Source organism: uncultured Roseovarius sp. (assembly GCF_913057115.1).
Lineage (GTDB): Bacteria > Pseudomonadota > Alphaproteobacteria > Rhodobacterales > Rhodobacteraceae > Roseovarius.
In genome coordinates, this window is record NZ_CAJXNN010000001.1 from 1 (window position 1) to 26,828 (window position 26,828).

A 26,828-nucleotide genomic window follows, 5' to 3' on the forward strand; every position below is an offset into this window, starting at 1 on the left:
TTGTCCAAGATTCCCCACTGCTGCCTCCCGTAGGAGTCTGGGCCGTGTCTCAGTCCCAGTGTTGCTGATCATCCTCTCAAACCAGCTATAGATCGTAGGCTTGGTAGGCCATTACCCCACCAACTACCTAATCTAACGCGGGCTGATCCCTCACCGAAATTCTTTCCCCCGAAGGGCGTATACGGTATTAAACCCAGTTTCCCGGGACTATTCCGTAGTGAAGGGTACATTCCCACGCGTTACTAACCCGTCCGCCACTAAGCCCGAAGGCTTCGTTCGACTTGCATGTGTTAGGCCTGCCGCCAGCGTTCGTTCTGAGCCAGGATCAAACTCTCAAGTTGAAAAGCTGTTACCAGCTTATCCTTGACGTTCGAACCTCTGCACATCTTATCGTCCCGGCAGGGACGATAAATTCTCTGTTTGATGCACATCGTTTCCAAAGAAACGAAGTCCGTTCAAACAGTGAAGCTGACTATCCATCATCGGGCCGAAGCCCTAGGTAGTTGATATGCAGGATTTGATCCATCGAAAGAACCAAACCGCCCACATATCTCTTCAGATACTCGCGATTTCAAAGAGCGTAGAGACAAAATCAACACGAAGCGCCTAAATCTTTTTGGCGCAACCTGCGTCAGTTACCTCAGTGTTTGTTGCCTCGCTTCCCTCTGGAGCGTCGCTCCGTCGTTCCGTCTGGCGTTCCGTTGTGCGCCTCAGCGCCGCCGGTGAGGGGGTATTTACGGATTACCGCCTGACCCCGCAACCCCTTTTTTCGAGAAACGTCATCTTTTTTTTAAAAAACCGATTTTCCTTGGAAAAACATAGGGTTGGATAGGTGAAATTTCGCAAACCCACCGCGTGACGCAATTTTATTGCCGCGCCGCAGCGGGGCCATTCTCTATATATATGGTTATCCACAGGCTTATCCCCAAGACTCGGGCCAAACTTTCCGAGTCATCGCCAGAATCTGGGCGACTCGAGGGGTGAATCGCGCGTTCGGGCGATTCATTTTTCGGATTCGAGGGCGATTTTTCTGAATCGGGGTGCGATTCACCCGGTGATTTTTCGTGAATCGGGGTGAATCGCGGATTTGGCCGATTCATTTTTTGCCTGAATCGGCATCAGGCGATGAATCAGGCCGCCTGTTTCCTACGCTGCGGGCGAATCCGAAGGGCCAGAAGCCCGAAAATCACCGCCAGATAGATGAGCGGCTCCAATTGAAAGCCTTTGGACAGCCAAATGAAGTGAACAACCCCCAGAATCGCGATCACATAAGTGAGCTTATGAAGCTGCCGCCATTTCGGCCCCAACTTGCGGACCGAATAGTTATTCGAGGTCACGGCCAGCGGAATCATCACAAGGAATGCCGCCATCCCGATCGTCACATAGGGACGCTTTACAATGTCGGCCCAAATCTGCGCCACGATCTGCACATCCAGAAGCAACCAGACCGCGAGATGGAGCGACACGTAGAAGAAGGCCATAAGGCCAAGCGCGCGACGGAACTTCAAAAGGTTGAGGCCCAGAAAGCGTCGTAGCGGCGTGATCGCCAATCCGGCGACCACCAGCTGTAGCGCGATCTCGCCCAGTTCACGCTCTAGCGCCTTGATCGGCTCCGCCCCCAAGCCACCTGTGACCCCCAGATAAAAGAGCCACGGCGCCGGAACGGCACACAGTATATATATGGCCGCTGTGGGGACGCCCCGGACAAGGGTATTGAAGCGGTCGACCAACATCAGAAGTTCTTGGTCAGGTCCATGCCGTCATAAAGGCTGGCGACCTCGGCCTCGTAGCCGTTGAACATCTGGGTGGGGATGCGCGGGGCAAACAGCCCGCCGCCGATTTGCCGTTCGGTCGCCTGAGACCAACGCGGGTGATCCACGGTAGGGTTCACATTACTATAGAAGCCATATTCGCGCGGGTTGGCCTTGTTCCAGCTTGTCGGGGGTTCTTCATCCGTCAGGGTGATCCGCACGATCGACTTGATGGATTTGAAACCATACTTCCACGGCACCACCAAACGCAGGGGTGCGCCGTTCTGGTTGGGAATGTCGCGACCATAGATTCCGGTGGCCATTATAGTGAGGGGATGCATCGCCTCGTCCAGCCGCAGGCCCTCGACATAGGGCCAGTCCAGAACCGGGAATTGCACGCCCGGCATTTCATCGGGGCGCAGGGCGGTTTCAAAGGCAACGTATTTCGCGCCCGATTGAACGCCCGCCATATTCAGCAGGTCGGCCAGTTCAAAGCCGTTCCACGGCACCACCATCGACCATGCCTCGACACAGCGGAAACGGTACAGGCGTTCCTCGATGGTCATCTTCGCCATGATGTCCTCAAAGGCGAAATCGGCGGGGCGGTCCACCATCCCGTCGATTGTCACCGTCCAGGGCTGGGTGGTCAGGCGGTCGGCATAGCGGGCCGGGTCATCCTTGCCGGTGCCAAACTCATAATAGTTGTTGTAGCTGGTGATATCGTCCCAGTCGTTCGGCTCAAGCGCATCACCTTCCGCGCGGGCAGCACCACCCATGCCGGCAAGGCCAAGCCCGGCGGCGGCCCCGGCGATCCATTGGCGGCGGTTCATATAGATATGTTCCGGCGTGACCGCCATCTCACTCAGGTCGTTCTTCCACCGATTTGCCATGTCATTTTCCCGTCTGTTGCACACAGTATATATAGGGGGCTCTACGCGCCCCTCCATAATCGGGCAAATGAACCCTCCTCACATCTCGGTGGGGGCGTTGTAACTTGGCCGGATTTTGTTGAAGGGAATCGAGGTGCCATCGGCCTGTACGATGCGCACATGCCGCCGCCGCATCAGGCGCGGTTCGGCCACGCCGACGGAGTGGGCGATTGTCTCAACCTCCTTGATGACCGACTTGGCGTAGTTGGCCACTTTCTCGAACTTATCCTCCACCACAAGGCCTGCCTGAAGATGAGGCGCATGGGTGGTGATCCCGGTGGGGCATGTGTTGCGATTGCATTTGAGTGCTTGGATACAGCCAAGGCTAAACATGAAGCCCCGCGCCGAGGTGACGAAATCGGCGCCCGCACACAGGGCCCAGGCCACATCCGAAGGGTTCACAAGTTTGCCGCTGGCGATAATACGAATGCGTTCTTTCAAACCATACCGGTCGCGCATGTCGACCATCCGTGGCAGGGCCTCACGGATGGGCATGCCCACAAGATCAATCAGTGGCATGGGCGCGGCCCCGGTGCCCCCCTCGCCGCCGTCGATGGTGATGAAGTCGGGCGCACAATCGGCCCCGCGCTCATTGATCAACTCGAAGAACTCGGCCCATGCATCCGACGAACCGACCACCGTTTTGAACCCGCAGGGCTTGCCCGTGACTTCCCGAATGTGGGCGACCATATCCAGAAGCTCACTATAACTGTCGATCTCGCGGTGACGGTTGGGCGAGATACTGTCCTGGCCTTCCGGCACGCCGCGGATCGCGGCGATCTCGGCGTTGATCTTTTCACCGGGCAGGATGCCGCCCTTGCCGGGCTTGGCCCCCTGCGCCAGCTTCAGCTCGAACATCTTGACGTGGGGATTGCTGCCCATTTCGCGCAGCTTGATGTCGTCAAGGTTACCGTTTTCATCGCGCACACCATATTTCGCGGTGCCGATTTGATAGACGATGTCGCAACCGCCCTTGAGGTGATAGGGCGATAGCCCCCCTTCCCCGGTATTGAGCCAGATACCCGCCTTCGCCGCACCACGGCTGAGGGCCTCGACGGCAGGGCGGGAAATGGCACCGTAACTCATCCCGGAAATATTGTAGATCGACTTAGCCCGGTAAGGCACCGCCGCTGTCGGCCCGATCTCCATCGGCGCGGTCGCGGCGAATTCATCGTCCAGCGGCGGAAAGCAGGCGTTGACGAAAATCGGCGTGCCGGCAATCGACAAGCTGCGGGTCGAGCCAAAGGCCACCGTGTTCCCCTTGCCTTTCCCCGCATGGTAAACCCAATCGCGCTGCGCGCGGTTAAACGGCATTTCCTCACGATCCATGGCGAAGAAATACTGCCGAAAGAACTCGCCCAGTTTGGTGAAGAGCCCGCGAAAACGCCCTATGACCGGGTAGTTGCGGCGGATGGCGTCGCCCGTTTGGGTTTTGTCGAGGATAAAGAGGACTAGAACGGCCAGTGTGAGAAGGCCAAGGGCGATCACGAAGATCAAGGCAAGAAGTTCAAGCGCGTTCACGGCGTAGGTCATTGGGGGTCTCGGGTGTTGATGTGTATCAAAGGTAAAGGCATGGTTGGCCTGTAGACTGCGCCTTTGAATACCCGGCGACAACCGGAAACCAGAGCTTAGGGAGAACTTGCCATGAAAACCTGGATACTGGCCGCCGCACTGGGATTGGCCGCCCAGACCGCAACCGCGCAGGAGATGGTAACCTATACCACAGACCAAAATTTCGGCGATGTGGCCTTTGGATTGGAAAGTGCCATTCTGGACAGGGGTCTGGTCATTGACAGTGTCAGTCACGTAGGCGAGATGCTGGAGCGCACCCGCGCCGATGTCGGATCGGACGTCAAGCTGTTCAAAGAAGCCGACGCCTACAGCTTTTGCTCGGCCACCTTGTCACGCGAGGTGATGGAAGCGGACCCGATGAACATCGCCTATTGTCCTTATGATATCTTCATCGCCGAACGGGCCGATGCCGAGGGCGAGGTGATCATCGGGTACCGTAGTTTCCCCGAGGGCGAGATGCAGAAGATTCAGGACCTTCTGGACGGGATCGTGCGCGCGGCGATCGGGATGGAGTGACCCCTGCACCCACGGCAAACGAACGTACGACTTGTACGTTTCACCCCCGGTTTTCGTACGAAATTCGGGGGTTTCTTATTGGCCTTCGTACGAGTCGTACGAAACGCGACGCCCCCACAGCTTGAGTTGTCAGGATCTGCGCACGGCGGCGCCGAAATCTTGCAAAGATTTCGGACCGATTTCTTTTCAAGAAATCGTCTTGGCACTCCGGATCCGATCACGTGGCGGTGAGCGCAGATCACAAGAGTTTGACTGGAAATCTTTTTGCCCGGTGGCTTAGGCCAAGCGGCACATCGGTCAAGTGGCATCGGCGGAAACCCCCGGTGAACCGTCGCGGGCCCAATCGCGTAGGTCTGTTCGATGCCAATGACGGCATTGAATTCTTCAGCAACCGAAGGAGACCAAATCATGTTTCGCCGTACTTATCTTGCACTGACCGCTGCCGCCGCTCTGATGGCTGGCCCCGCCCTTGCCGATGGACATGGAAAAATGGACATCGTGGATACCGCCGTGGATGCGGGCAGCTTTGAAACGCTGGTCGCGGCCGTGCAAGCCGCCGGCTTGGTGGACACCCTGAAGGGCGAAGGCCCGTTCACTGTTTTCGCACCGACCGATGAGGCTTTTGCTGCCCTGCCTGAAGGCACCGTGGAAAGCCTGCTGGAGCCTGAGAACAAGGACAAGCTGACGTCGATCCTGACTTACCACGTGGTGCCGGGCAAAGTGATGTCGGGCGACCTGTCGAACAACATGATGGCCGGGACCGTCGAGGGCAGCGAAGTGACCATCATGACCGAAGGTGGTGTCACTGTTGACGGCGCCAACGTCGTCACTGCCGATATCGAGGCGAGCAATGGTGTCATTCACGTCATCGACGGTGTGATCATGCCGAAGTAAGGCCACGCGCCTTACGCCACTCACGGGCAGGATTGGCCCCGGCGCTTTGCCGGGGCCTTTTCGTTTGGGGTGGTGTTTTTGGATGTGAGCCCGGCAAGGTCACCGGGTTTCCCATATGAAGTTGGGCGGCTTCGGCCGCCCTTCCCATTTCTGAAACCAAGGCTCTGTCAAAGCCCAGTAGCCGCGCGAACGCCAGACCGCGGGGTGGCGACCGAACGTTTGAGCCCCTCGATTTATCCTAGCCACTATCGGAGACCCTCAACACGGGGCGAATACGCGAACCAATCGCCAGCCCCGGGGGCGGTCTGGCGATCGCGCGGCGGCGCTACGCGCCTTGATTCCGCGCGGAGGCATCTGCCCCACCCTTTGCCACTAATGCTGTGTTTCGCCCTTTTCGACGGTGAAGAAGAAATCCTCTTCCGGGTCGCGGGCCAGCACCTCGTCGGGCACACATTCGGGGCCGGACAAAAAGACGTTGGAGCCGAAATGCACATGCATATGCGCCAGCTTGCGCATCCGCTGCCCATTCAGCTCGGCAAAGAAGTTCGAATAGTTCTCGGTCGCGCGTAGCTCATCAATCTTGGCGCGGTGCATTTTCACGCAGTGGGCGTGCATCGCGGCAATTTCGGGGTCGGCCATGAATTTGGCCAGCTCTTCTTCGACCCGAGGGATCATCCGTTGGATCGAGGTGTCTTCCTCGGCGTTGTTGTTCATGCGGAACCAGTAGGCGAGGCCTTGGTCGCGGTCGACGTGGTTCACCCGGCCCCGGTCGCGTTTCACAAGGAAACTTTCGGCAGAGCGCACGGCGTAATGGTTCAGCTGCACCAAGTCATAACCGTAGGTCGTGACCGTTGAACGCCAGCCGTTGCGATACATGGATTCCGGCAGCGGGATGCCCGAGCCGTTGACCCACATGATTTCATCCACCAGTTGCGGGTTGAGGCCCTTGGGCCGGTGCACCCCCAGTTTCTTGAAGATGCCGATGTTCTGAAACAGGGTCTTGAATCCCCAAGCCTGATGCGGCTTGCGGGCATATTCGGGCGCGCAGCGGGTGAATTGCCGGATGATCAGGTCATCGTGGAAATCGGCGATATCGGCATTGCCGAAAAGCCGCCAAGTCATGGCGATCATGTTGGCATCGGGGACGGCCTCGAAGAGATCATCGAGCGTGCCATCGCCCACTTTGATGTTGATGAACTCGTCCACGTCGATGCAGGTGGCCCATTTGGCATCCTTGATCAACGGCTCATCGCCCGCGGCGGCAAGGGCGGCGTGCTGCGGTTTGAGGTTCATTTCGCGAAACGGGTTGTCGCGGTGTTGGATGTATCCCTTGGCCTGCAAGAGATCGAACATATCGTCGGTGCCGTCGCTACAATCGTTGGTGTAGATCAGGAAATCGTCAAATCCGATGGCGCGGTGATAGGCCAGCCATTCAAGGATGAAGGGACCTTCGTTTTTCATCGTGGTAACGATGGCGCGGCGGCCCCGGCCCTTGTGCACCTTTTTGGGCGCGACATCGGGCACGCGGACGGGTTTGTGGCCGAAAGTCTTTTTTGACAGCTTCAGCAGGCGGTCATCTTCGATCAGCGCGGTTTTCGGCACGATGAGCGAGACCGCATCGGCCGGGTGGCGCAGATTCATGAAGCGGTAAGAGCGGCCCGGTTTGGTCAGGTCAGGTTCGGCGTTGCCGATACGGGTCAGCCGCCAGATGGCTTTTTCAGGCGCCTTGGCCGGGGCGATGCACCAACGGGTCTTGGGTTTGCCCGCGTCGAATTGCACGCAGATATGATCGGCGAATTGAATCGGGTCATTGTTGCGGACGCGCCATGGGTAACAGGTTTGCCCCAGAAGCTGGATCACCCCGCCATTGGCGGCAACGGCACGGTCAAAGATCGTATCGTCGCCATCATCGATGATCAGGTCGTGAACCTCGATATTGGCCACGGCGCGCGCCTCGGCCAAGAACCGGTCGCGCATGACCTCATAGCAATGCAGCGCGCCGATGGGCGAGGACCATGGTGCCGGCGGTGGAACTTCCATGCGATCCTTGCCCGGGGCGGCGGGAGCGCAGAAGGGGTGCGCCTCGGCGGGAAGGTCCTGTTTGCCCAAGGGGTGGTGAGACCGCAGGACGGTAACCTGCATGGGCCGCTCCATGGCCACGACGCCTTGGGTCAGGGCCGCGTCAAAGTCGGGGCGCTCGCCGGGGCGGGCCCGGTCGAGGATGACGGCGGCGTTCATGCCGTGGTGGTCTGCGTTGAAGGCCAGCCATTGCAGGATGGTGTCGGCGTCCTCGCCATTGGAAAGGGCGGCGGCGGCATCGAGCCCCTCGAAGTCATGCAATTCGGGGGCCGAGGGCGTCACCTCGACCTTGGCACCGTCGAAGGAGAGGGCGAAAGCCCCCTTGCGTGTCAATGAAAGGCGCACCACCGGCGCACCGCCGATGGTGAAGATTGACAGGACTTCGGCCCGTTTCGGGAAGCCTATCTGCTTGGGGTCGGTGCCGGGTTGGAAATAGAGGGTGGCCACCTGCCCGCCTTCGGCGTCATGCGCCACGGCCTCCAACAGGGTGATGCCATTGGCCGTGGCCCCGGCCATTTCGCGAAAGTGTACCTGCCCTGCCATCTGCCCGGTCAGCCCTTGTTGCCCCGTGCCGCCGCCATGCTGCGCAGGTAACTGCGCAGCGCCTCCGGGCTGGGTGGGGTGCTGTTGATTGTCAGGCCCAATTGCCAGTGAAAGCGGGTTTCTTCAACATCCTGCATGATGTCGGCCAAGCGGCGTTGATGCGCGGCCACGGTGGCCTCGTGGCAGGCGCGGACATCCGGCAGGGTCATCAGGTCTTCCAGCATGGCACGGGTGGCGGGCAGCATGGCGTCGATGCGGGTTTCCTCGACCGTGTTCCAGTTCCTTTCCACCCAGTAGCCCACGTCGATGGGTTTTTGCATGTGATTGGGCAGGCCGCGGTGGCGCTTGACCATGAATTCATCGCGCGAGCGCAGGGAATAATGGTTCAACTCGGCCAAAGGGGCATGGGCCTTCGCGTGGTTGTAAAGCGTGATCATCTCGTCGTTTTGTACGAAGCTGTCGGGCAGGCGCTCGCCCCAGGCACTGAGCCAGACCGCATCGCGGCGCGGTTTGCGGCGGGGCCGGTGGACCCCGAGTTTCTGGAAGGCCTTGGGGCGCATCAGCGATTTGAAAAGATGCGCCATGGGAAATTGCAAATCGCGGGGGGCGGCGCGGCGGAACCGTTCAGGCGTGAGGGCCGGATCATAGCCTGCCTGCCCGTCCGAGCCGAAAAGCCGCCACGGGATGGCCACGGCATCGGCCTTGCCGCCCTGCCCTTGCACTTGCTCCATGACCCCCGGAAGGTCGCCAAAGGCGGGATCGAGTGACAGGAATTCATCACAGTCGAAGACCATGACCCAATCGGCCCCGGCCACGAGCGGATGATCGCCCGCCAGCCTGAGCGCCTGCCATTGCACGGATTTGCGCCCCTTCGGCGCAAAGCGCAGATGGGTCACACGCCCCGAGGCCTGCAAGGCATCCAAAAGCGCATCGCTGCCATCGGTGCAATCGTGGGTGAGCACGAGAATATGATCCAACCCCGCCGCCAGATGATGCGCCACCCATTCCACCGCATAGGGGCCGTCATCGCGTAAACATGTGACACCCAGAACTGTCATACCCTGCCCGATACCGCCTTTTGATTATGCCCGGATTACCATGACTATCATGCCCTGGCCATCTTCACGCAAGAGCCGGTCACTGACACGGGGGCAACATAACCCGCCGCTGTTGCACGAAGTCAGGCACCACACTGGGCGGCGTGCATGTCATGAGCTTGCAAAGAAGGCAATCGGGCAGCCAAAACAGGGCAGATCACCATGAAGAAAGCAATCGCCTTGCAAGCCGCCCCAGGGCGGAACAGGTGTGGCTTACCGGCTGACCGGGGGCCGCAAACTGATATCCGCAAAAGGCTTTGCACACCCGTTGATCGTAACAGTATGGCACCAAGGCTTTTTCAGGTCGCTTTGACCGATTACGCCGATTTCGCCAGTTGCACGGCCGGAACGCCCTGTTCGAGGCTGGCGCGCAGGGCATTTGTCAGTTCGTCGAGTTCGGGGTCCATCAGGATCGACGCGGCCTTGCGCTGGTGCCATTCGACGGCCCTCTGATGCAACTCGCCAAGCACCGGGTCGGATTTCAGGTCAGCGGCGAGTTTTTCGCTGGCGCTTTGGTAACGTTCGATGGAGGTGTCTTTTTCATCGTTCAAATTGAACCTGTCCCAATAGTCCATGCCCAGCACATGGTGGGAATGGTTGGCCCGGCCACGGGCGCGTTTGACAAGGTAGCTTTCCATCGAGCGCAGCGCATAGTGGTTGACCTGTGCGCCAGTGAAAAGCGGAGGGTTGTCGGTGCGTTCACCGTTTACGATATAGTCATCGCCGCCCGGCAGGACGCGTTTTGTGGTTTCGATATGGTCCTCGAGGGACACCGGCGCATGCAATCCCATGCGCTGGAACTTGTGTTGATTGGTATAAAGGGATTTTACGAATTTGCCGGTCTTGGGGCGCTCCTCGGCGTCCCATTCAAATTCTCCCATGGTGAATTGTCGGGTCACTGGCGTATCGGTGAATTTCTCGATTCCGTCAGGGCCGAAAATGCGCCACGGCACCGAGATCACATCGGCATCCGCACCGGAGCCTTCGACAAGCGCCTGAACCGATCCGTCACCCATATGGATGTTGAGGTATTCGTCCACATCACAGACAAAGACCCATTTCGCGTCCATCACGATGTCATAGCGCCGGGAGGCCTGTCTCAGGGCAGAGCGGTGAATGCCGCCCCCACGGACAATCGTATTGTGCTGAGTGACAAGCCCCAATTCCTGCAATCTCAGAAGGATTTCGACCGTGGGATCGGTGCAGTCGTTGGTGCAGACCAGAATATGGTCGAACCCAAGGGTTTTATAATGAGCCACCCAATCAATGATATAGGGGCCTTCGTTCTTCATCGTTGATACAACGGTATAGGTCTCTTTATCCATTTGTGTGCCCTAGGTTTGGCGGCATCTTCGGCCGGTGTTTCTCATTTTGACAACGGCATGGTTGTCGAGGTTTTGCCAAGACTTGACTTCATTCGTGCCCGGCGTGGCGGTGATCTACTTGTTTTGCAAGGCTTGCAGACCAAGGCGGACCTTGCGGTTGTCATTATGGGCGAGGATGTATTCGCCCAGACGTTTGGCGAGTTGGGTATGATCCTTGTCCACGGCACGCGAAAAAAGCTCGCGTTGGTACCGCGGGAAGGTCTTACGGGTGCGCAGCATCTGGTAGTAGTCCTGCGAGGTCAGTGTGCCTGACAGCGCCCCAAGGATGATGGGAGTAAGGATTCCCATCTGGTTGAGAGAAGAGCCAAGCCGATGCCCCAGAAGCGGTGCGCGCAGGCGTTCGACATTGTCATGCTCGAACCGCGCGACATGGCCGGAATCCAACGGCTCGTAGGGATCATAGAGGATGTAGACCTTGTTGGCGGCAGCGGAGGCTTGCGCGGCATCGCCATAGGGGCCGGTAAAGTCGCGATCCCATGCCACCTTGTAGCGGGTCTCCCAAGGCACGATGGATTTATCCAGCGTGGTTTGCGGACTGATGGCCACCACATCCGCCCCCGGCGCGGCGGCGGAAAAGGCGCAGGCCGCATAGCCGCCCATGGACGCGCCGTAAAACACCACCCGTTTGAAGCGGTTGAAAAAGCCGCTGTCGCGTAACTCATCAAATTGTTCGGAGACCCAAGGATTGCGATACCACGTCCAGCCGCCGGCCAGCACGCCCAGCATCGACCACCCCTGTTCCTTGATAAAAGAATAGCCCCAGGGCCGCCTGTCATCGCGTTTGTTCATGGTGATATCGAGGTTATCGAAAGTCACCACAAGCGTGTCGTCGCTACGCGGCATGAACAGGAAAGAATGGCCTTCGGGACCGGGGCGATAGAACCCGTCGTCGCCCGCAAGCCGAGTGGCGATGTCATCCCACGCGGCATCATCGCCGCCTTCGGGCGGTTTGGGGGTGACCATGACACGGATGACGGGTTTGCCGTCTTCTTCGCGCGTCGAAAGCTGTTCGTTGGTCCCGTAGTTCTTCAGGAGGGGAAAACCGCCCGAGCCTTTCTTGATGTCCATGAACACCCGGCTGTCGGAATGCAGGCAGCGGTCGTAAATCCTGTTCAACCGGCGGATGCGATAGTTGCAGCCAAACCCATCGAGATTGCACAGCACATCCACCGGGCGCAGGTCTTTTTCGTTTCGGATCACGCGAATGCGGTCGGACTCAACCCCGTTGCTTTGAAGAAAGGCACAGTAATCGGCGATCCAAGGCTGCGGGTCGTTGCCGAATTCGCCGGACCTGTCCACGTCAAACAGTTGAACGTCACAGTCGTGTTGGTGGTGCAGGGACAGAATGAAACTGCCCGCCGCCCCGGTCATGTCGGCGACGGTGGTCACTTCATCCAGATCAAGGTGATCGACCAGCGCACCATCGAACGTCGCATTGCCACGGCCCTTGATCGGCGCAAGCGCGGGTTCGATGCCGTGCTCTTGCACCAGCTTGTCAAGGTACGACCCTTGCGGCGCCAACCCGTGATGCTTGTTTCCAAGCTGCTTCTTGTTCGAGGCCCAAAGGTGCAGGGCGGTGGTTTCATCGGTGATCAGCCCCTCGGCGATCGACGCACGGCGCAGGAATTTCGTTCGATCCCGGAAGGTGATGGGATAGAAGGCATCAAGCGGCTGCACCTTATCCTCAAGCCCCAGCGCATGGGCATAGTGGGTCACCATCATCGGCCCCCAGACGCCCCAAGGCTGCCCGGTGATATGGACGGGCTTGCCGGCCTTGGCCTTTCTCTCGAATTCCTTTTGCTTCGATTTCGGCAGGAAGGGCGCGATGGAGTAGCGATCGGAGGTGAAATCCAGCATTTGCGAGAGCATCTCGCTGTCATGTGGCAGGCCGAGCACGGCGTTGTTGACGCGATGTTCGCCCGGCAGTTCGTAGCCCATGACATAGTCGCTGTCATAGTCCATGGGCCGGTGGCAATAGACATCGGTATCGATCCAGATCATGCCGGGGCATTGGTGGATCATGTGCAGGCGGAACCAATCGGCAAAGAGCGCGAAACTGTTCTTTTGCTCGTACTTGATGAAATCGTCGGTATCTATGATCTCGCGCCCGTCGCGGCGGATCACGCCTTCGGGGACATTGGGGATGTCCTCATAGCTGAACAGGGTGATCTTTTGGCCCTTGTCGACAAAGGATTTCAGGCAAAGCTGTTCCAGCCAACTGAGTGGACCGCCGATCCAAAGGGTACCTACCTCACGCTCTCGCGCCATACTCGATCCTCGATGCTTGCCACCTGTGCCCGCACAAGCGCGTGCAACAGGCGGTGCAAAGGATGGAATTCCCCCGACCCGAATATCTCATAGATGCCTGCCCACGTTTTGCCTGTCGGGTTCGATGACCCGTTTTGTTGTTTGTTGGCATAGTGGCAAAAACTTGCCGTTTCGTCACCATGTAATATGGCAGGCGGCGCAAAGCGTGGGTTTCAGGCCACGCGCAGGTTATCCCGCGCGGTTGCGCTCCAGCTCCGCGCGCAGTTGCTCGGCCTCGTGGCGGGCTTCGCGAAGGCCGTCCATGGTGGCCGAAAGCTCGGCCTCGGTCTGCGAAATCTGGTTGGTCAGCTCGGCCTCGCGCTGTTGCAGGTAGGTGATCGCCTGATCGCGGGTTTCTTCGGCCTCGTGCAGTTCCTGCGCCATTTTCTCAAGCTCTTCCACGTCGGAGCCGGATACGCGGATAAACCGATGCACGAGCCAGTTCGCAAACCAGCCCATGCAAAAGGCCACGAACAGAACGATGGCCGTGGCGATAATAAATTCAGTTCTGTTCATCTTCGGTGCCTTCCTGATCCCCGGCTTCGCCTGCCTCGTCTATATTTTCGATAGGTTTCTCAAGGCTTTCAAGGGTTGTTTCCTGTGGCTTGATCGGTTCGGGGCGGATCAGTTTGAATTCGATCCGGCGGTTGGCCTCACGGCCTTCCTCGGTGCCATTGTCGGCAATCGGGTCGCTTTCGCCATAGCCCTTGGCGGTAAAGGATGAGGTCAGCACACGCCGCAGGCGCAATTCATTGAGAACCGCGCGCGCCCGCGCTTGGCTCAATCGTTCGTTCATGACTTCGCGGCCCTGGCTGTCGGTGTGACCTTGGATTTCCATCCGTATCTCGCCACACTCGTTCAGGATGTCGGCGATACGGTCCATGATGGCCGCGCCATTGGCATCGATATTGGCCGAACCCGGCTCGAAATTGATCTTGTCGTCGGCCTGCACCTCGGCGATGCGCGCCTCGCATTCCTCGGGCGTCGGAATGCTGGCCACCGGATCGAGTTCTTCCTTGTAAGTCACGTCGATCGAAAACTGGTTGCGTTCACCCAGCTTGTCCGACAGGAACCCGGCGATCTTTGCCTTGGCGTCCAACTGGCCGGTGTTGCCCGACACCGAAAGCTCCTCGGGCCGGACGATGACCGCGCCGTTCGACAGGTAAGACAAGGTCTCTAGCCCGGTCAGCACCCGCAGGGACCAGTTGTCGGGCAAGTCCTCGGCCACGCGCGCCGTGCTGTGTACCGCGTCCGAGGTGAACCGCGCCTTGGCAAAGCTGTTGACGGTTTCGCGGGTCACTTCGCTATCCACACGACCGCGGATCTGAACCAGACCCTCGGGCGAAAGCGTCGCCACGAATTCCGGCGTCACCTGCGTGTCATCCTCGGGCTTGGGCAGGACGGCGTGCAATGCGAAGACTTCGGGCAAAGAGGTCTCAAGCTGCCCCACGATATCGTCGAAAGCCGCCTGCGGCGTGCCTTCGGCGGCGACAAGTGAAATATCCGCATCCGAAAACGTCACACTTCCGCCGCCCAATTTGCCCAGGGCGGCGATGGATTGTTCCACCGCACGCGCCCATTTGGGCGAGGGGACGCCAAGGCCGATTGTACAGGCTGTCTTTTCTGTCAGGCCCACCTCGCTCGCCGCGCGCAGAATGCGGTTGCGCGCCTCTTCGGTATCGGCCGAGCAGGCATCGAACCGAGGGGTGCCGCCCTCGATCAGGAAGCGCAGGGTAAAGGGCGTGATCACCGGACGCGGCGACGAGATATCCAGGCCAAGGCGCACATCATCCGGCACCCGGCGCGCCAGTTCGGTTTCGATACGCCGCTTGTCTTTTTCAGAATCGGCCATGGCGGTGATCATCACCCGCTCGGCATCGACGGAAATTTTCGCCCGTTGCAACTGCGCCAGGGACCGCACCGCATAATCCAGAGCCGCTTGCCATGTTTCAGGCTGCGGGTAATCAGCGGCTTCCAACAGGTCGATCACCTCGCCTTCGTCGGTCTGCTCGGCAATCCCGGCAACAAGGTCTTCCCGGTCGGTGTTGGCCGGAACAAGACCGATAAGCGAAATGCCACTGCCGTTGCGCAGCATCTCGACGGAAAACCGTGGCGGCGCGATTTTGCTGGTATCTTCGACGAGCATTTGGTCGATCACCCGGGCCGCGTCGACGACCTTGCCCGCCACTGTCAAGGCCTTGAAACGCAGGGCTTCACTGGGCGCGGTTCCTGCAAGAAATACCTGCAAACCGTTGGCATCAACCTCGGTCCAGGTCAGGTTTTCACTATCCAACTGCTCAAGCACCGCAGTGCGCGAGCCGTCTTCTATGGCCGTGACGGCAAAGCGCGCCGCCAACAAGCACACGACTCCGGCGAAGAAGAACACGGCGACTATGGAAAAGAGTGAAGACAGGCGCATGAACAGAAGGCCATTTGCTAAGTGGTCGGCTCGTATCTATGCCCTGCAAGGGGCAAGTGCAATCACAGCAGAAGCGCGACGGCGAAAAACGGCAAGGGCAGCAACCCGGCATCCCGGTTCGACCTGAAAAGGTGCAGCAGGCGGTCATGGTCGCCAAGGTTCAGCTTGCGCATCTGCCAGAACATGTGCCAGCCCATCGCCCATGGCCCCAGAAGCGCCACGAGAAGGGCGGGAATGCTTCCTGCGATGGCCGCGAGAATCACCGCCATGGCCATAAGGGACACCGTGATCACCAAGAACCAAGACAGCCATTTGGGCGTGGCATCGCCAAACAGGCGCGCCGTGGATTTCACGCCAATGAGAGCGTCATCTTCCTTGTCTTGGTGGGCATAGATGGTGTCGTAAAACAGCGTCCAGGCGATGCCCGCCATGTAAAGCACCACGGCGGGCCATTCCAACCGCCCGGTATGCGCCGTCCAGGCCAGCAAAGCGCCCCAGTTGAAGGCCAACCCAAGGAAGACCTGGGGCCACCATGTGAACCGCTTGGCAAAAGGATAGATCGCCACCGGCAAAAGCGACAGCACGCCAAGGCCGATGGCCGCGATGTTGAAGGTCAGCAGAATGGCAAAGGCCACCAGCGCCTGTGCCACCAGCCACGCCAGCGCGCCTTTCACGGTGACTTGCCCCGAAGGAATGGGCCGCGAGGCGGTGCGCGCCACGCTGCCGTCGATATGCCGGTCGGTGATGTCGTTCCACGTGCAACCCGCCCCGCGCATCAGGAAGGCCCCGATGCCACAGCCCGCGAAAATCCAAAGGTCGTGCCATGTCGCCCGGCCATCGTGCAGCATGGCCAGCAAAAGACCCCACCAGCAGGGCAGTAGCAAAAGCCAAGTGCCAATCGGCCGGTCCGCCCGCGACAGCCGCAGATAGGGGCGCGTGGCGGCGGGGGCCAGCCTGTCCACCCAATTGCCGCGATAGGCATCGGCGACTTGGCCCTTGTCCTCTGGCGTCTCGTTTGTGCCGGTCATATGGTGCCCCCATGGCAGATACGAAGATCAGGCTTTATGTAGAGCAGCCCTTGGGGGAAGGGCAAACCATTCCTCTGAGCCGCGACCAGGCGCATTACCTTTTCGGGGTGATGCGACGCGGCGTGGGCGATGCTTTGGCGGTGTTCAACGGGCGCGACGGCGAATGGCGCGCAGTCGCGCGCGAAGCAGGCAAGCGTGGCGGCACGCTGGAGGTGGTTGAGCAGACCGCGCCGCAGCGCGATCCGCCCGACCTGTGGCTACTGTTTGCGCCGATCAAGAAGGCGCGCACCGATTTCATCGTCGAAAAAGCCGCCGAGATGGGCGCGGCGCGGATCATGCCGGTGCAGACCGAGTTCACCAATTCCGAACGCATCCGGCAGGACCGCCTGCAAGCCCACGCCGTTGAGGCTGCCGAACAATGCGGCGGAACATTTGTGCCAGAAGTCAGCGATTTGCAAAAACTGGATCGCGTCTTGGCAGATTGGCCCGAGGATCGGCAGTTGATGTTCTGCGACGAAGGATTGGCCGGCGGCTCTTCAGCCCTGACGGGCTTCATCGCCCGCGAAGAGGGCCGAAAGGCCCGGCTGAGCGAACCTTGGGCGATCCTGATCGGCCCCGAAGGCGGGTTTTCCGAGGGTGAGCGCGCCCGGCTTCACGCCCTGCCCTTTGCCCATGCGGTCAGTCTTGGCCCGCGCATCCTGCGCGCCGATACCGCCGCCGTGGCGGCGCTGACGGTCTGGCAGCAAGCGCTTGGAGATTGGGCATGACAGCGCCCCGTCTGCATGTTCTGACCGCCAAGGGCTGCGATCAGGCCGTGGTTCTCAGGCGCGGGCCGAAAGATTGGGTGGCAAGCCTGATCTGGGACCGGGCGACCGGCACGGTCGAGCTTGGCCAGTGGCTTCATGCCCGGCTGTACGAGCACCGTGCAGACCTGTCGCCGGATGGGCGGCACATGATTTATTTCGCGGCGCGGTTCGACGAGCGGACCCATGGCTGGACGGCGATCAGCCGGGCGCCTTGGCTGACCGCGCTGACCCTGCTCCCGCAAGAGGGCACGTGGTATGGCGGTGGGGCCTTCACGCCCGAGGGCCGGGTGTTCTTCAACGGCGCGCGGCCACCTGACAACCTGCCCGACGGTCTACAGCCTGCCGAGCCCACGGCCTACCCGCATGGCACCGATGGGTTTCACATGGGCGGGCTCTATCCGATGATGATGCAGGCGCGGGGCTGGCGCCAGACGGGCGGCGAAGGCTACGAGACGGTACTGGAAAAACCCGCCGGGCAGGGCTGGACGCTGGAGCTGGGCGTTGCGCTGCGGCGACGGAACCGGGCGTTGATCTCCAACCGCTATGCGCTGCGGAGCGCCAAGGGAGCGACCCTGGACCAGCCCGATTGGGAATGGGCCGAGCCCTGGGGCGAGGGGCTTCAGGTTGCCGCCCGGGGCGCGCTTTGGCAGGTACCTTTGACGCAGGCGGGGCCGGGCCGACCTAGCCCGATACAGGACTTCAACGACATGGAAATCGAGCTTCGCGAAGCGCCTTACGAGGGGGTTGGCACATGAGCGGCTTCATTCGGCCCGAAGCCATGCAAAGCCTTGCCCGCTGGCGCGAGGTGCTGATCGGCACCGGGGCCTTGGCGCTTGGCGTGTGGTGGGTTCTGGGCACCAGTGGTTTGCTGCATTGGATCGGCTATGTGGTGGCCGCGGCTGGCCTTGCCCTCATCGCAGCCGGGGTTCAGCGCGCCCGCTTTCGTGGGGCGCGTGGTGGTGCGGGCGTGGTACAGGTGGACGAAGGGCAGATCGCCTATTTCGGCCCCCTGACCGGCGGCGCCGTGGCGCGCAGCGAAATGACCGCCGTTCTGATCGACCCTTCAGGACACCCGGCGCACTGGATCCTTCGTCAACCAGACCAGCCCGACCTTCATATCCCGGTCAACGCTGAAGGCGCCGATGAACTGTTCGATGCCTTCGCCGCGCTGCCCGGCCTGCGCACAGAATACATGCTGGCCCGGATGAAAGCGCCGGGCGACCAACCTACGGTCATCTGGCAAAAACGCACAATGATGCTGCATTGACACCCCTGACGATTAGCGCCACTTCTGAACGTCAAAGCGCGCGGCAAGGCAGGAGAAGCGCCCATGTCCATACCCCAATCCGGTGGCGGCCCGATCGAGCGGCACGAACAACTGGCCGAATACCTGGCAGACGGCTGCAAACCGCGCGACGACTGGCGCATCGGCACCGAGCACGAGAAGTTCGGCTATTGCAAGGACACGCTCAAGCCCATCCCCTATGAAGGGGAGCGCAGCGTTCTGGCGGTACTTGAGGGCCTGCGCGACGGTCATGGCTGGGCCCCGCTGGAAGAAGGCGGCAAGCTGATTGGCTTGGAAAAGGATGGCGCGAACGTCAGCCTTGAGCCGGGTGGGCAGTTGGAACTCTCGGGCGCGCCCTTGGAAAACATCCACCAGACCTGTGACGAGGTGAATGACCATCTGGCCGACGTGAAGGACATCGCCGACAAGGTCGGCGTGGGCTTCATCGGGCTTGGAGCCGCGCCGATCTGGACGCATGAACAAATGCCGCGAATGCCCAAGGGGCGGTACAAGCTGATGACCGATTACATGGATCGCGTCGGCACCATGGGTAAATCCATGATGTACCGAACCTGCACCGTGCAGGTGAACCTTGATTTCGGGTCCGAGGCGGACATGGTGCAAAAGCTGCGCGTGGCACTTGCCCTGCAGCCTGTGGCCACGGCACTGTTCGCCAATTCACCGTTTTTCGAAGGCAAACCCAACGGCCACAAGTCATGGCGCAGCCGTGTCTGGCGTGATCTGGATGCGGACCGGACAGGCATGTTGCCCTTCGTCTTTGACGAAGGCTTCGGCTTCGAGGCGTGGGTGCAATATGCCCTCGATGTGCCGATGTATTTCGTTTATCGCGACGGGGTCTATCACGATGCCTTGGGGCAATCGTTCCGCGATTTTCTGAAAGGTGAATTGCCCGCCCTGCCCGGTGAAAAGCCCGCCCTTTCCGATTGGGCGGATCACCTGACCACCATTTTCCCAGAGGCACGGATCAAGAAATTCATCGAAATGCGCGGCGCCGATGGCGGCCCCTGGCGCAGGCTCTGCGCGCTGCCCGCCTTCTGGGTGGGGTTGATGTACGACCAGGCCGCCTTGGATGCGGCCTGGGATCTGGTCAAAGGCTGGGACGCGCCGACGCGCGAGGCGCTGCGCATTGCGGCCAGTGAACAGGCGCTTGATGCCCGCGTCGACGGGATTTCCATGCATGAAATCGCGCGCGAGGCCGTGGCGATTTCCGAGGCCGGTTTGAAGGCCCGCGCGCGCCCCGGCGCGGGCGGCATGATCGCCGATGAAACCCATTTCCTGAATGCCCTGAAGGAAAGCATCGAAAGCGGCCGGGTGCCCGCAGATGAATTGCTTGAGCACTACAATGGTGATTGGAACGGCGATCTGACCCGGATTTACGCGGAGTATTCGTATTAAAGCGAAACCGGCCCCGGGCCTCAGTTCAAAAAGCCCCGGCTCGAAAGCCGGGGCTTTTTCGTTACGCCTTAGCGATTTGATCCGGCCCGCCAACCGCGACAAGCCGCAAGGTGCCGACCGCGTGGGTAAATCCAAGGCCAAGGCAGAGCGCGGCAAGGCCAAGGGCCAGAAGCAGGGCCAGCATCGGTTCCATCTGGAACGCGCCCAGAAGCGCCACGATCAGGATGATCCCACCCACGCCGATGGCGGCAAAGCCGGTGGCGATGGTGACCGAGGCGGTTTTGATCGCCGGGCCGTTCTTTGGACAATCCGCCATCATCGCGCCGATGCGCAGGATCATGCCCGTGAGCACCGCCAGAAGGGACGCGGCACCGATGAAGTAGATGGATGCGTGAATGAGCATGGTCAGTCTCCTTTTTACTCAGGAATTGCATTGGGGGTGATCGGCGCGAGGAACCCGCGCCGGAATTGGGGGTAGAGCCATCCAAAGGCCAAGCCCCAGAGGAAAGCGAAGACCCCGCCGAAAGCACCGAACATGATGAGCATGTCGTTCACGTCCTGCCGCCCCGGCAGGATATCTGTCCAAAGCAGGATCGGCAGGGTGGCTGTGTTGACAGCTACAGCCAGAACGCCAATGGGGATCGGCTTGGCCTCATAGCGGCGCAAGTACCACAGCAAGGCCGGCGTGCCGCAAATCAGGTAGGCAGGCGCGCCAAAGATCAAGGCGAAGATCGGGACAACAGCCCAGAAGGTGAATATTGTTACCACCAAAGGCGCACCCAGCAGGGCCAAAACGAAGGCCACCGGATCAATGACATGGCCGGTGCCCTTGAGTTGCGGCCAAAACGGCGATCTGATATTTCCAGTTATTTCTGTCATGAGTGAAACTCCTGTCCAAAATTTTTACCCGTCACGCCCCTTCGGCAGGAACCGCGCGATCCGCGCGCCCAGTTTCAGAACGCTCAGTTGCACCCCACGCGGCAGGCGCGACACATCGCGATACCAATCGTCAAACATCTGCATGGTTTCCAGAGTCTCAGCAATGCGCGCCTTGATCTTGGGGGGCGTGTCATCTTCCTCGGCCTCTTCGGCGACCCGATGCAGGGCGGACAGTGTCGGCGCGTATTCGCGTTCGCGCCGCCCTTCGACCACCGCGTTCACCAGATCGAACATATCGCGGATCGAGGTGAAGTGATCACGCCGGTCGCCCAACTGTCGGCTGGAACTGACCAGCTTCCAAGCCTGCAATTCCTTGAGACCGTTCGAGACATTGGAGCGCGCAAGGCCCAAGGTTTCGCTGATCTCTTCTGCGGTCAGCGGCTCTGGCGCGATGTGCAACAGCGCGTGGATCTGCGCGACCGAGCGGTTGACCCCCCATTTCGCGCCCATATCCCCCCAGTGAAGGATGAAATCCTGCATGGCTTGGGTCAGGTGCATTCTCGTGACTCCGCTAATTTCTGTATAGACAGAAATATCAGAAATGCGCGCAAAGTCAAGCCGTATCCGGAATGAACGCCAAAACGAAGGCCACCACCTTGGCCTCGGGCATCTCGCAGGGTTTCAGGCGCGCGCCTGTCTGCAAGTCATAAAGGTTCATGCTGATGTAATCTGCGCCGCCCAACTCGCGGGCGACCAACTCGTGACTGCGGCCACCCGCATAGGTTCGGCGCGTCACCTGATAGCGCCGCCCGTGGGCCTGCCCTGTAAAGGCCCCCAAGGGCAGCGCGTGAAAGGCCTTTAGAAAGGCATCATTCACTTTTTGCCGATCTTCGGCTCGGTCCCGGCGCGCAGGCGGGCGATGTTTTCACGGTGCCGCCAAAAGACCAGCAGGGTCAGCAAAGCACTAAGCAGGAAAATCGCCCCCGGCCCGATGAAGGCCACCCAGAAGGTCGAGGAGGCCGCCGCGACAATGGCTGAAAGCGAGGAAATTCGCGAAATCGCCGCCGTGACCAGCCATGCCAGGCAACACAGCGCGCCCACCGGAAAGGCCAGCGCCAGCATCAACCCAAGGAAGGTGGCCACGCCCTTGCCGCCCTTGAAGCCCAGCCAGACGGGGTAGCAATGCCCCAAGAACGCCATCAGTCCCGCCAGTTGCGCGGCATCTTCCCCCGCCAAGGCCCGCGCCAAAAGCACCGCAACGGCGCCCTTACCGCCATCAAGGATCAGCGTGCCCAGCGCGGCGGCCTTGTTGCCCGTGCGCAAAACATTGGTCGCCCCGATATTGCCCGAGCCGATCTCGCGCAGGTTGCCAAGGTTCATCAGCTTGGCAAGCACCATGCCAAAAGGGATCGACCCCATCACATAGCCGATCACGGCCCAGAGGATCAGGATGGTGGCGGTCGACTCGATCACAGGCATTTATTCGGCCTCGTAAACTTGGGCACCGCCCACATAGGTGGCCAGCACACGGCCCTGCATGCGTTGGCCATCAAAGGGGGTATTCTTGGATTTTGAGCGTAGAGTGGCGCGATCCATGACAAAGGGCTTGTCTGGATCAAAGAGCACCAGATCGGCAGGCGCGCCTTCGGCCAGCCGCCCACCGGGCAGCCCGAGGCGTTTGGCCGGATTCAAAGCCATCGCACGGAACAGCGTCGGCATGTCCAGATCCCCCGCATGGTAAAGCCGCATCGCCGCTGGCAACAGGGTTTCCAGCGCCACCGCGCCGCTGGCCGCTTCTTCGAACGGCAAGCGTTTGCTTTCCTCGTCCTGCGGGGTGTGCATGGAACTCAGCGTATCAATCAGCCCGGTGCGCAGCGCCTCGACCACAGCCTGCCGGTCTTCTTCGGACCGCAGCGGCGGCTTGACCTTGAAGAAGGTCCGGTAATCGGCCACGTCCAATTCGTTCAGCGTCAGGTGATGGATGCTTGTCCCGGCGGTGATGTCCAGCCCGTTGCGCTTGGCCCGTTCCAAGGCGGGCAAGGCGCGGGCGGTGGTGATCTGATCGGCGTGATAGCGCGCGCCGGTCATTTCCAGCAGGGCGATATCCCGGTCGATCCCCATCCGCTCGGCCATGGGCGACACGGCGGGAATACCGCGCAGCGAGGCAAACTTGCCACTGGTCGCGGCCGCCCCTGCAGATAGCCCCGGCTCCTGCGGGTGGGCAATGACCAAGGCCCCAAGCCCGCGCGCATAGGTCAGCGCCCGTTGAAAGACCTTGGTATTGCTGATGACGTTGTCGCAATCGGTAAAGGCCACCGCGCCTGCATCCATCAAGAAGCCGATCTCGGTCATCTCGCGCCCTTCGCGGCCCTTGGTCAGCGCCGCCATGGGCCGCACGTTCACCGGCCCGGCCGCATTGGCCCGGCGCCCCACGAATTCCAGGGTTTCAGGGCTGTCAATCGAGGGCAGGGTATCGGGCCGGGTGACCATGGTGGTCACGCCACCCGCCGCCGCCGCCAAACCCGCCGAGCGATAGCTTTCCTTGTGCCGCTCGCCCGGCTCACAAACCTTCACGCCGATATCGACGATGCCCGGCGCAAGGCATTTGCCGCCACAGTCTACCGTCGCATCGGCCTTGGGGGCCTCGCCCGCACCCGTAGCCTTGATCGCGCCCCCCTCGATCAAAAGCCAACCGGGCGCGTCGGTGCCTGCCTCGGGGTCGATCAACCGGGCATTGGTGAAAAGGGTTGTGGTCATCCCGTCGCTCTCCCCATCTGGGCCTCGATCCGGGCCTTGGTTTGGGCCGGGTCGGATTGGAACTTCAAAAGGTGCTTGTCGCCGCCCATGGTGACGATCTGCACCGCCGAGCCCAATGTTCGGACCTTGTCGATCTCACTCAGACGCGCGGCGCGGGTCTGCGGCCCCAAAACCCGCCGATTGGTCAAATCCCAGCGCACGTTCAACTCGTCCGAGGCGACATACCACGCGCGCAGGCCCACGGCAGCCAAACCGCCCACGCCGCCCGTCCAGACATGCGGGTTGCCGATCATCCATAGAATCGCCATGCCCGCACCCATGGCCACCACGGCCAGCCAGACATGCGCCCAAAGGTAGGCCTGCTTGTCGGGGTAGAAACTTTCGATCACCTGCTCCCCCTCACCCAAGGGCGTCGTGGGCACCAGCGAATGAACCGACGATTCCATCATGCGGCCACCCAGACAATCAGCGCCACCAGAGCGAACAAGACCAAAAGCGCAATGCTCGCCACCCGGCCTGACATTGCCGCGTCACTGGGTGGGGTTTTGCCACCTGTGGTGCCCCTGGCGCTTTCCGAGGGCAGTGGCTTGAAACTCACCGGGGCGCGTTCCTCGGTATAGGTGCCGACCCAACGCAGGGGGGGCTTCGGCGTCAGGGTCGCGGCATGCCCGCCAAAGGCACTGGAGAGCAGCACCAGAACCGTTCCGCTGAGCGCTTCAAGCCGGGCGCGATCCTCCTCGACCTCGGCCTCCGACACACCAAGACCATCGACCATATACCCGGCAAGGCCCACACCTTCGAGGGTGCTGACCGGGAAAAGCTCCACGAATTCCATGTTCAAACGGTCCACGCCCAGCGCCTCTTGCAGGGCCGAGGGCACATCCGAGTCATCCGCGAATTCATCCAGTTCAGCCTCCGGCAGGTCGACGGTGAACAGCCGCACGACCCCGTGCTCGTTCTCCTTGATCTCGAACCGCTCGCTCATGCCAGAACCTCGCGCGGCTTGGCGCGCAGGTTGCGGGCCAGCAAATCCATCGCCGCCATGCGCACGGCCACACCCATTTCCACCTGTTCCTGAATGACGCTGCGGTTGATGTCGTCAGCGATCTCGCCATCAATCTCGACGCCCCGATTCATCGGGCCGGGGTGCATGACGATGGCATCCTCCTTGGCGAAGGCCAGCTTTTCGGCATCCAACCCGTAGCGGAAGTAATATTCGCGTTCCGAGGGGATGAACCCGCCGTCCATCCGCTCGCGCTGAAGCCGCAGCATCATCACCACGTCGACATCGCGCAGGCCCTCTTCCATATCATCGTAAACCTCGACGCCAAAGTCCGCGATCCCCGAGGGCATCAGGGTGGGCGGGCCAATGAGGCGGATACGGTTCTCCATCTTGCCCAGCAAAAGGATGTTCGAGCGTGCCACGCGGCTATGGGCGATATCGCCGCAAATCGCGATGTTCAGGCGATGCAGCCGCCCCTTTGCCCGCCGAATGGTCAGCGCATCCAGAAGCGCCTGCGTGGGGTGTTCATGCCGCCCGTCACCGGCGTTCAGAACCGCGCAATTCACCTTTTGCGACAGAAGGTCCACCGCGCCCGAATGCGGGTGCCGCACCACCAGCAAATCGGGGTGCATCGCATTGAGTGTCATGGCCGTATCAATCAGGGTCTCGCCCTTTTTGATGCTGCTGGCCTGCATGGCCATGTTCATCACATCCGCGCCCAGACGCTTGCCCGCGATTTCGAAACTGGCCTGCGTGCGGGTGGAGTTCTCAAAGAACATGTTGATCTGCGTGAGGCCCGCCAGCGCATCGGAATGCTTCACATCGCGGCGGTTCAGATCGACGTATTGATCGGCCAAATCCAAAATGGTGGTGATCTCGGGGGGGCTGAGGGGTTCGATCCCCAGAAGATGGGACTGTGCAAAGGTCATCCGCCGCTCCGTTCCGTGATCCTTCCCGCTTATAGGAAGGGTGGCGGCGCGGGGCAAGGTGGGTGATGGCCGAAGGCATTAGTTCAAAGATGGGCCAGCTTCACTGAAAACGCTTTGACGCTTTGCTCCTTTTCACTCAACTATAGGCAGCGATAGAAAAGCACACCGAGGGTTGTTTATGTCGGAACAAAAGATGTTCAGCGCACGTGAGGAGTCAATTCATCAGATATTCAAGGAAAAGCGGTACTCAATACCTTATTATCAAAGGCCCTATTCTTGGCTTAAAGACAACGCGGAGAGCTTGTGGGACGATCTATTCTCAACATGGCAAGAAGGTGGAATGGACGGTTCTGGGTATTTTCTTGGTAGCGTAGTTTTGGTAAATAATCCGAAATCTGGTCGCGACGAGGTGGTCGACGGTCAGCAAAGATTTATCACCCTACAACTTCTACTATGCGCACTTTCTCATAGCCTAAATAGCGCTGACAAACGCAGAAAACTAACCGGCTATTTCATTTCAGAGGAAGATGAATTTGCCGGAACCAAAGCTGAATTAGTCTTACAGCCTGGCACAAGGTATCAGTCAGCCTATGAGCGCATCCTAAACAACCAATCGCCAGAAGAGCACGATACAATCGTCGGGAAGAGATTTCTGGAGAACTATCAGATTTTCCGAAACCATTGCGACGACCTTAATCAAGATGAAATTGCCGACTTTGGTAAGTTCATTCTACAAAAATCATTTATTGCGGTACTACGTGCCGAGGATCAGCTTCGAGCTCTGAGGATTTTCGCGATCCTAAATGACCGAGGCATAGATCTACACCCTGTGGACATTCTCAAAGCAAACATTCTGGAAAGGACAAATCTATCCGAGGACCAGAAAAGCAAGTATGCGGAACACTGGGAAGAATACGAAGAAGATTTCGAGCGGAAACGCTTTCAAGACCTTATCGGCCACATTCGAATGACTTACATCCGCGCTCGAACCCAAAATCCCTTGCACGATGACATTTTAGATAGGCTCAAAACGGCTAAACAATCCGAAGAATTCTTAAAAACCGAGTTGCCAAGCTTTGCCAAGGCATTCGAAGCGCTACACAACTCAGAAGATATTGACGTCCGAAACCTTGTTGAAATCGGCAGACGTGCTGGCTTCAAGGACTGGGAAGCACCAGCACTGTTTTTGACAAGAAAAAATCAGAAGTCTCGAATTACAAACAAATCGTAAGG

26 protein-coding genes and 1 rRNA gene are annotated in these 26,828 nt (G+C 59.9%); 7 read left to right on the forward strand and 20 right to left on the reverse strand.

Features of this window, described 5'->3' with window-relative positions:
- The 4 genes from QZ498_RS00005 to QZ498_RS00020 all read right to left on the reverse strand — a co-directional run.
- A 16S ribosomal RNA gene (locus QZ498_RS00005) occupies positions 1-341 on the reverse strand; the annotation flags it as partial.
- 789 nt (positions 342-1,130) lie between these two features.
- Positions 1,131-1,733, reverse strand: a complete 603-nt coding sequence (gene msrQ / locus QZ498_RS00010; RefSeq protein ID WP_294618948.1) for a protein-methionine-sulfoxide reductase heme-binding subunit MsrQ — start codon at positions 1,731-1,733, stop codon at positions 1,131-1,133.
- Entirely contained in the window at positions 1,733-2,641 is a 909-nt protein-coding gene (msrP, locus tag QZ498_RS00015; RefSeq protein WP_294618950.1) for a protein-methionine-sulfoxide reductase catalytic subunit MsrP, read from the reverse strand. Before msrP ends, msrQ begins: the two co-directional genes overlap by 1 nt.
- A 78-nt stretch (positions 2,642-2,719) precedes the next feature.
- Entirely contained in the window at positions 2,720-4,213 is a 1,494-nt protein-coding gene (locus QZ498_RS00020; RefSeq protein WP_294618952.1) for an FMN-binding glutamate synthase family protein, read from the reverse strand.
- A gap of 111 nt (positions 4,214-4,324) precedes the next feature.
- On the opposite strand from QZ498_RS00020, the gene QZ498_RS00025 reads away from it, so the two are divergent.
- Entirely contained in the window at positions 4,325-4,768 is a 444-nt protein-coding gene (locus QZ498_RS00025; protein ID WP_294618954.1) for a DUF302 domain-containing protein, read from the forward strand.
- A 408-nt stretch (positions 4,769-5,176) separates the two neighbouring features.
- Positions 5,177-5,662: a fasciclin domain-containing protein gene (locus tag QZ498_RS00030; protein WP_294618956.1), complete on the forward strand. Its 486-nt coding sequence runs from the start codon at positions 5,177-5,179 to the stop codon at positions 5,660-5,662.
- 372 nt (positions 5,663-6,034) lie between these two features.
- On the opposite strand, the gene QZ498_RS00035 is transcribed toward QZ498_RS00030, so the two are convergent.
- From QZ498_RS00035 to ubiA, 7 genes are all read right to left on the reverse strand, one after another.
- A complete protein-coding gene (locus tag QZ498_RS00035; protein ID WP_294618959.1) occupies positions 6,035-8,284 on the reverse strand; it encodes a glycosyltransferase family 2 protein in 2,250 nt (749 codons plus the stop codon).
- 8 nt (positions 8,285-8,292) lie between these two features.
- The gene (locus QZ498_RS00040) at positions 8,293-9,342 is read right to left on the reverse strand and encodes a glycosyltransferase family 2 protein (protein ID WP_294618961.1); all 1,050 of its coding nucleotides are present in this window, start codon (positions 9,340-9,342) and stop codon (positions 8,293-8,295) included.
- Between the two features lie 356 nt (positions 9,343-9,698).
- Positions 9,699-10,706: a glycosyltransferase family 2 protein gene (locus tag QZ498_RS00045; protein ID WP_294618963.1), complete on the reverse strand. Its 1,008-nt coding sequence runs from the start codon at positions 10,704-10,706 to the stop codon at positions 9,699-9,701.
- 114 nt (positions 10,707-10,820) lie between these two features.
- Positions 10,821-13,034 carry a hypothetical protein gene (locus QZ498_RS00050; protein WP_294618965.1) on the reverse strand — a complete coding sequence of 738 codons (2,214 nt, stop codon included), beginning with the start codon at positions 13,032-13,034 and terminating at the stop codon, positions 10,821-10,823.
- Between the two features lie 228 nt (positions 13,035-13,262).
- Complete coding sequence (locus tag QZ498_RS00055; RefSeq protein WP_294618967.1) at positions 13,263-13,589, reverse strand: hypothetical protein; 327 nt, start codon at positions 13,587-13,589, stop codon at positions 13,263-13,265.
- Positions 13,576-15,492, reverse strand: coding sequence for an OmpA family protein (locus tag QZ498_RS00060; RefSeq protein WP_294618969.1), 1,917 nt, complete (start codon positions 15,490-15,492; stop codon positions 13,576-13,578). Before QZ498_RS00060 ends, QZ498_RS00055 begins: the two co-directional genes overlap by 14 nt.
- A 62-nt stretch (positions 15,493-15,554) precedes the next feature.
- Positions 15,555-16,520 (reverse strand): 4-hydroxybenzoate octaprenyltransferase, encoded by a 966-nt coding sequence (gene ubiA / locus QZ498_RS00065; protein WP_294618971.1) that lies wholly within the window; start codon positions 16,518-16,520, stop codon positions 15,555-15,557.
- Positions 16,521-16,531: 11 nt separating this feature from the next.
- Here ubiA and QZ498_RS00070 point away from each other — a divergent pair, with 11 nt between their 5' ends.
- The 4 genes from QZ498_RS00070 to QZ498_RS00085 all read left to right on the forward strand — a co-directional run bounded on the left by QZ498_RS00070 (position 16,532) and on the right by QZ498_RS00085 (position 20,027).
- On the forward strand, positions 16,532-17,287 hold the full coding sequence (locus QZ498_RS00070; protein ID WP_294618973.1) for a 16S rRNA (uracil(1498)-N(3))-methyltransferase: 756 nt from the start codon (positions 16,532-16,534) through the stop codon (positions 17,285-17,287).
- On the forward strand, positions 17,284-18,081 hold the full coding sequence (locus QZ498_RS00075) for a hypothetical protein (RefSeq protein ID WP_294618975.1): 798 nt from the start codon (positions 17,284-17,286) through the stop codon (positions 18,079-18,081). The genes QZ498_RS00070 and QZ498_RS00075 overlap by 4 nt, the downstream gene beginning before the upstream one ends.
- Positions 18,078-18,593, forward strand: a complete 516-nt coding sequence (locus QZ498_RS00080; protein WP_294618977.1) for a hypothetical protein — start codon at positions 18,078-18,080, stop codon at positions 18,591-18,593. The genes QZ498_RS00075 and QZ498_RS00080 overlap by 4 nt, the downstream gene beginning before the upstream one ends.
- Positions 18,594-18,656: 63 nt before the next feature.
- Complete coding sequence (locus tag QZ498_RS00085; RefSeq protein ID WP_294618979.1) at positions 18,657-20,027, forward strand: glutamate--cysteine ligase; 1,371 nt, start codon at positions 18,657-18,659, stop codon at positions 20,025-20,027.
- Between the two features lie 61 nt (positions 20,028-20,088).
- Here QZ498_RS00085 and QZ498_RS00090 read toward each other — a convergent pair whose 3' ends face one another.
- From QZ498_RS00090 to QZ498_RS00130, 9 genes are read right to left on the reverse strand one after another with little or no spacing between them, the layout of a single operon-like run.
- The gene (locus tag QZ498_RS00090) at positions 20,089-20,430 is read right to left on the reverse strand and encodes a hypothetical protein (RefSeq protein ID WP_294618981.1); all 342 of its coding nucleotides are present in this window, start codon (positions 20,428-20,430) and stop codon (positions 20,089-20,091) included.
- 14 nt (positions 20,431-20,444) lie between these two features.
- Positions 20,445-20,906: a hypothetical protein gene (locus QZ498_RS00095; RefSeq protein WP_294618983.1), complete on the reverse strand. Its 462-nt coding sequence runs from the start codon at positions 20,904-20,906 to the stop codon at positions 20,445-20,447.
- Positions 20,907-20,930: 24 nt separating this feature from the next.
- On the reverse strand, positions 20,931-21,464 hold the full coding sequence (locus tag QZ498_RS00100) for a MarR family transcriptional regulator (RefSeq protein ID WP_294618984.1): 534 nt from the start codon (positions 21,462-21,464) through the stop codon (positions 20,931-20,933).
- Between the two features lie 55 nt (positions 21,465-21,519).
- Positions 21,520-21,783, reverse strand: a complete 264-nt coding sequence (locus tag QZ498_RS00105; protein ID WP_294618986.1) for a hypothetical protein — start codon at positions 21,781-21,783, stop codon at positions 21,520-21,522.
- On the reverse strand, positions 21,780-22,385 hold the full coding sequence (plsY, locus tag QZ498_RS00110) for a glycerol-3-phosphate 1-O-acyltransferase PlsY (protein WP_294618988.1): 606 nt from the start codon (positions 22,383-22,385) through the stop codon (positions 21,780-21,782). The genes QZ498_RS00105 and plsY overlap by 4 nt, the downstream gene beginning before the upstream one ends.
- The gene (gene pyrC, locus QZ498_RS00115) at positions 22,386-23,663 is read right to left on the reverse strand and encodes a dihydroorotase (RefSeq protein WP_294618991.1); all 1,278 of its coding nucleotides are present in this window, start codon (positions 23,661-23,663) and stop codon (positions 22,386-22,388) included.
- Positions 23,660-24,112: a hypothetical protein gene (locus QZ498_RS00120; RefSeq protein WP_294618993.1), complete on the reverse strand. Its 453-nt coding sequence runs from the start codon at positions 24,110-24,112 to the stop codon at positions 23,660-23,662. Before QZ498_RS00120 ends, pyrC begins: the two co-directional genes overlap by 4 nt.
- Complete coding sequence (locus tag QZ498_RS00125) at positions 24,109-24,648, reverse strand: hypothetical protein (RefSeq protein WP_294618995.1); 540 nt, start codon at positions 24,646-24,648, stop codon at positions 24,109-24,111. The genes QZ498_RS00120 and QZ498_RS00125 overlap by 4 nt, the downstream gene beginning before the upstream one ends.
- On the reverse strand, positions 24,645-25,595 hold the full coding sequence (locus tag QZ498_RS00130) for an aspartate carbamoyltransferase catalytic subunit (protein ID WP_294618997.1): 951 nt from the start codon (positions 25,593-25,595) through the stop codon (positions 24,645-24,647). Before QZ498_RS00130 ends, QZ498_RS00125 begins: the two co-directional genes overlap by 4 nt.
- Positions 25,596-25,773: 178 nt before the next feature.
- On the opposite strand from QZ498_RS00130, the gene QZ498_RS00135 reads away from it, so the two are divergent.
- A complete protein-coding gene (locus QZ498_RS00135; protein WP_294618999.1) occupies positions 25,774-26,826 on the forward strand; it encodes a DUF262 domain-containing protein in 1,053 nt (350 codons plus the stop codon).
- The last annotated feature ends 2 nt before the right edge of the window (positions 26,827-26,828 follow it).

What these genes read in the sequence shown, in the direction of transcription:
- msrQ (WP_294618948.1), bottom strand. Translation starts at nt 1,733, where the DNA reads ATGTTGGTCGACCGCTTCAATACCCTTGTCCGGGGCGTCCCCACAGCG.
- msrP (WP_294618950.1), bottom strand. Translation starts at nt 2,641, where the DNA reads ATGGCAAATCGGTGGAAGAACGACCTGAGTGAGATGGCGGTCACGCCG.
- QZ498_RS00020 (WP_294618952.1), bottom strand. Translation starts at nt 4,213, where the DNA reads ATGACCTACGCCGTGAACGCGCTTGAACTTCTTGCCTTGATCTTCGTG.
- QZ498_RS00025 (WP_294618954.1), top strand. Translation starts at nt 4,325, where the DNA reads ATGAAAACCTGGATACTGGCCGCCGCACTGGGATTGGCCGCCCAGACC.
- QZ498_RS00030 (WP_294618956.1), top strand. Translation starts at nt 5,177, where the DNA reads ATGTTTCGCCGTACTTATCTTGCACTGACCGCTGCCGCCGCTCTGATG.
- QZ498_RS00035 (WP_294618959.1), bottom strand. Translation starts at nt 8,284, where the DNA reads ATGGCAGGGCAGGTACACTTTCGCGAAATGGCCGGGGCCACGGCCAAT.
- QZ498_RS00040 (WP_294618961.1), bottom strand. Translation starts at nt 9,342, where the DNA reads ATGACAGTTCTGGGTGTCACATGTTTACGCGATGACGGCCCCTATGCG.
- QZ498_RS00045 (WP_294618963.1), bottom strand. Translation starts at nt 10,706, where the DNA reads ATGGATAAAGAGACCTATACCGTTGTATCAACGATGAAGAACGAAGGC.
- QZ498_RS00050 (WP_294618965.1), bottom strand. Translation starts at nt 13,034, where the DNA reads ATGGCGCGAGAGCGTGAGGTAGGTACCCTTTGGATCGGCGGTCCACTC.
- QZ498_RS00055 (WP_294618967.1), bottom strand. Translation starts at nt 13,589, where the DNA reads ATGAACAGAACTGAATTTATTATCGCCACGGCCATCGTTCTGTTCGTG.
- QZ498_RS00060 (WP_294618969.1), bottom strand. Translation starts at nt 15,492, where the DNA reads ATGCGCCTGTCTTCACTCTTTTCCATAGTCGCCGTGTTCTTCTTCGCC.
- ubiA (WP_294618971.1), bottom strand. Translation starts at nt 16,520, where the DNA reads ATGACCGGCACAAACGAGACGCCAGAGGACAAGGGCCAAGTCGCCGAT.
- QZ498_RS00070 (WP_294618973.1), top strand. Translation starts at nt 16,532, where the DNA reads ATGGCAGATACGAAGATCAGGCTTTATGTAGAGCAGCCCTTGGGGGAA.
- QZ498_RS00075 (WP_294618975.1), top strand. Translation starts at nt 17,284, where the DNA reads ATGACAGCGCCCCGTCTGCATGTTCTGACCGCCAAGGGCTGCGATCAG.
- QZ498_RS00080 (WP_294618977.1), top strand. Translation starts at nt 18,078, where the DNA reads ATGAGCGGCTTCATTCGGCCCGAAGCCATGCAAAGCCTTGCCCGCTGG.
- QZ498_RS00085 (WP_294618979.1), top strand. Translation starts at nt 18,657, where the DNA reads ATGTCCATACCCCAATCCGGTGGCGGCCCGATCGAGCGGCACGAACAA.
- QZ498_RS00090 (WP_294618981.1), bottom strand. Translation starts at nt 20,430, where the DNA reads ATGCTCATTCACGCATCCATCTACTTCATCGGTGCCGCGTCCCTTCTG.
- QZ498_RS00095 (WP_294618983.1), bottom strand. Translation starts at nt 20,906, where the DNA reads ATGACAGAAATAACTGGAAATATCAGATCGCCGTTTTGGCCGCAACTC.
- QZ498_RS00100 (WP_294618984.1), bottom strand. Translation starts at nt 21,464, where the DNA reads ATGCACCTGACCCAAGCCATGCAGGATTTCATCCTTCACTGGGGGGAT.
- plsY (WP_294618988.1), bottom strand. Translation starts at nt 22,385, where the DNA reads ATGCCTGTGATCGAGTCGACCGCCACCATCCTGATCCTCTGGGCCGTG.
- pyrC (WP_294618991.1), bottom strand. Translation starts at nt 23,663, where the DNA reads ATGACCACAACCCTTTTCACCAATGCCCGGTTGATCGACCCCGAGGCA.
- QZ498_RS00120 (WP_294618993.1), bottom strand. Translation starts at nt 24,112, where the DNA reads ATGATGGAATCGTCGGTTCATTCGCTGGTGCCCACGACGCCCTTGGGT.
- QZ498_RS00125 (WP_294618995.1), bottom strand. Translation starts at nt 24,648, where the DNA reads ATGAGCGAGCGGTTCGAGATCAAGGAGAACGAGCACGGGGTCGTGCGG.
- QZ498_RS00130 (WP_294618997.1), bottom strand. Translation starts at nt 25,595, where the DNA reads ATGACCTTTGCACAGTCCCATCTTCTGGGGATCGAACCCCTCAGCCCC.
- QZ498_RS00135 (WP_294618999.1), top strand. Translation starts at nt 25,774, where the DNA reads ATGTCGGAACAAAAGATGTTCAGCGCACGTGAGGAGTCAATTCATCAG.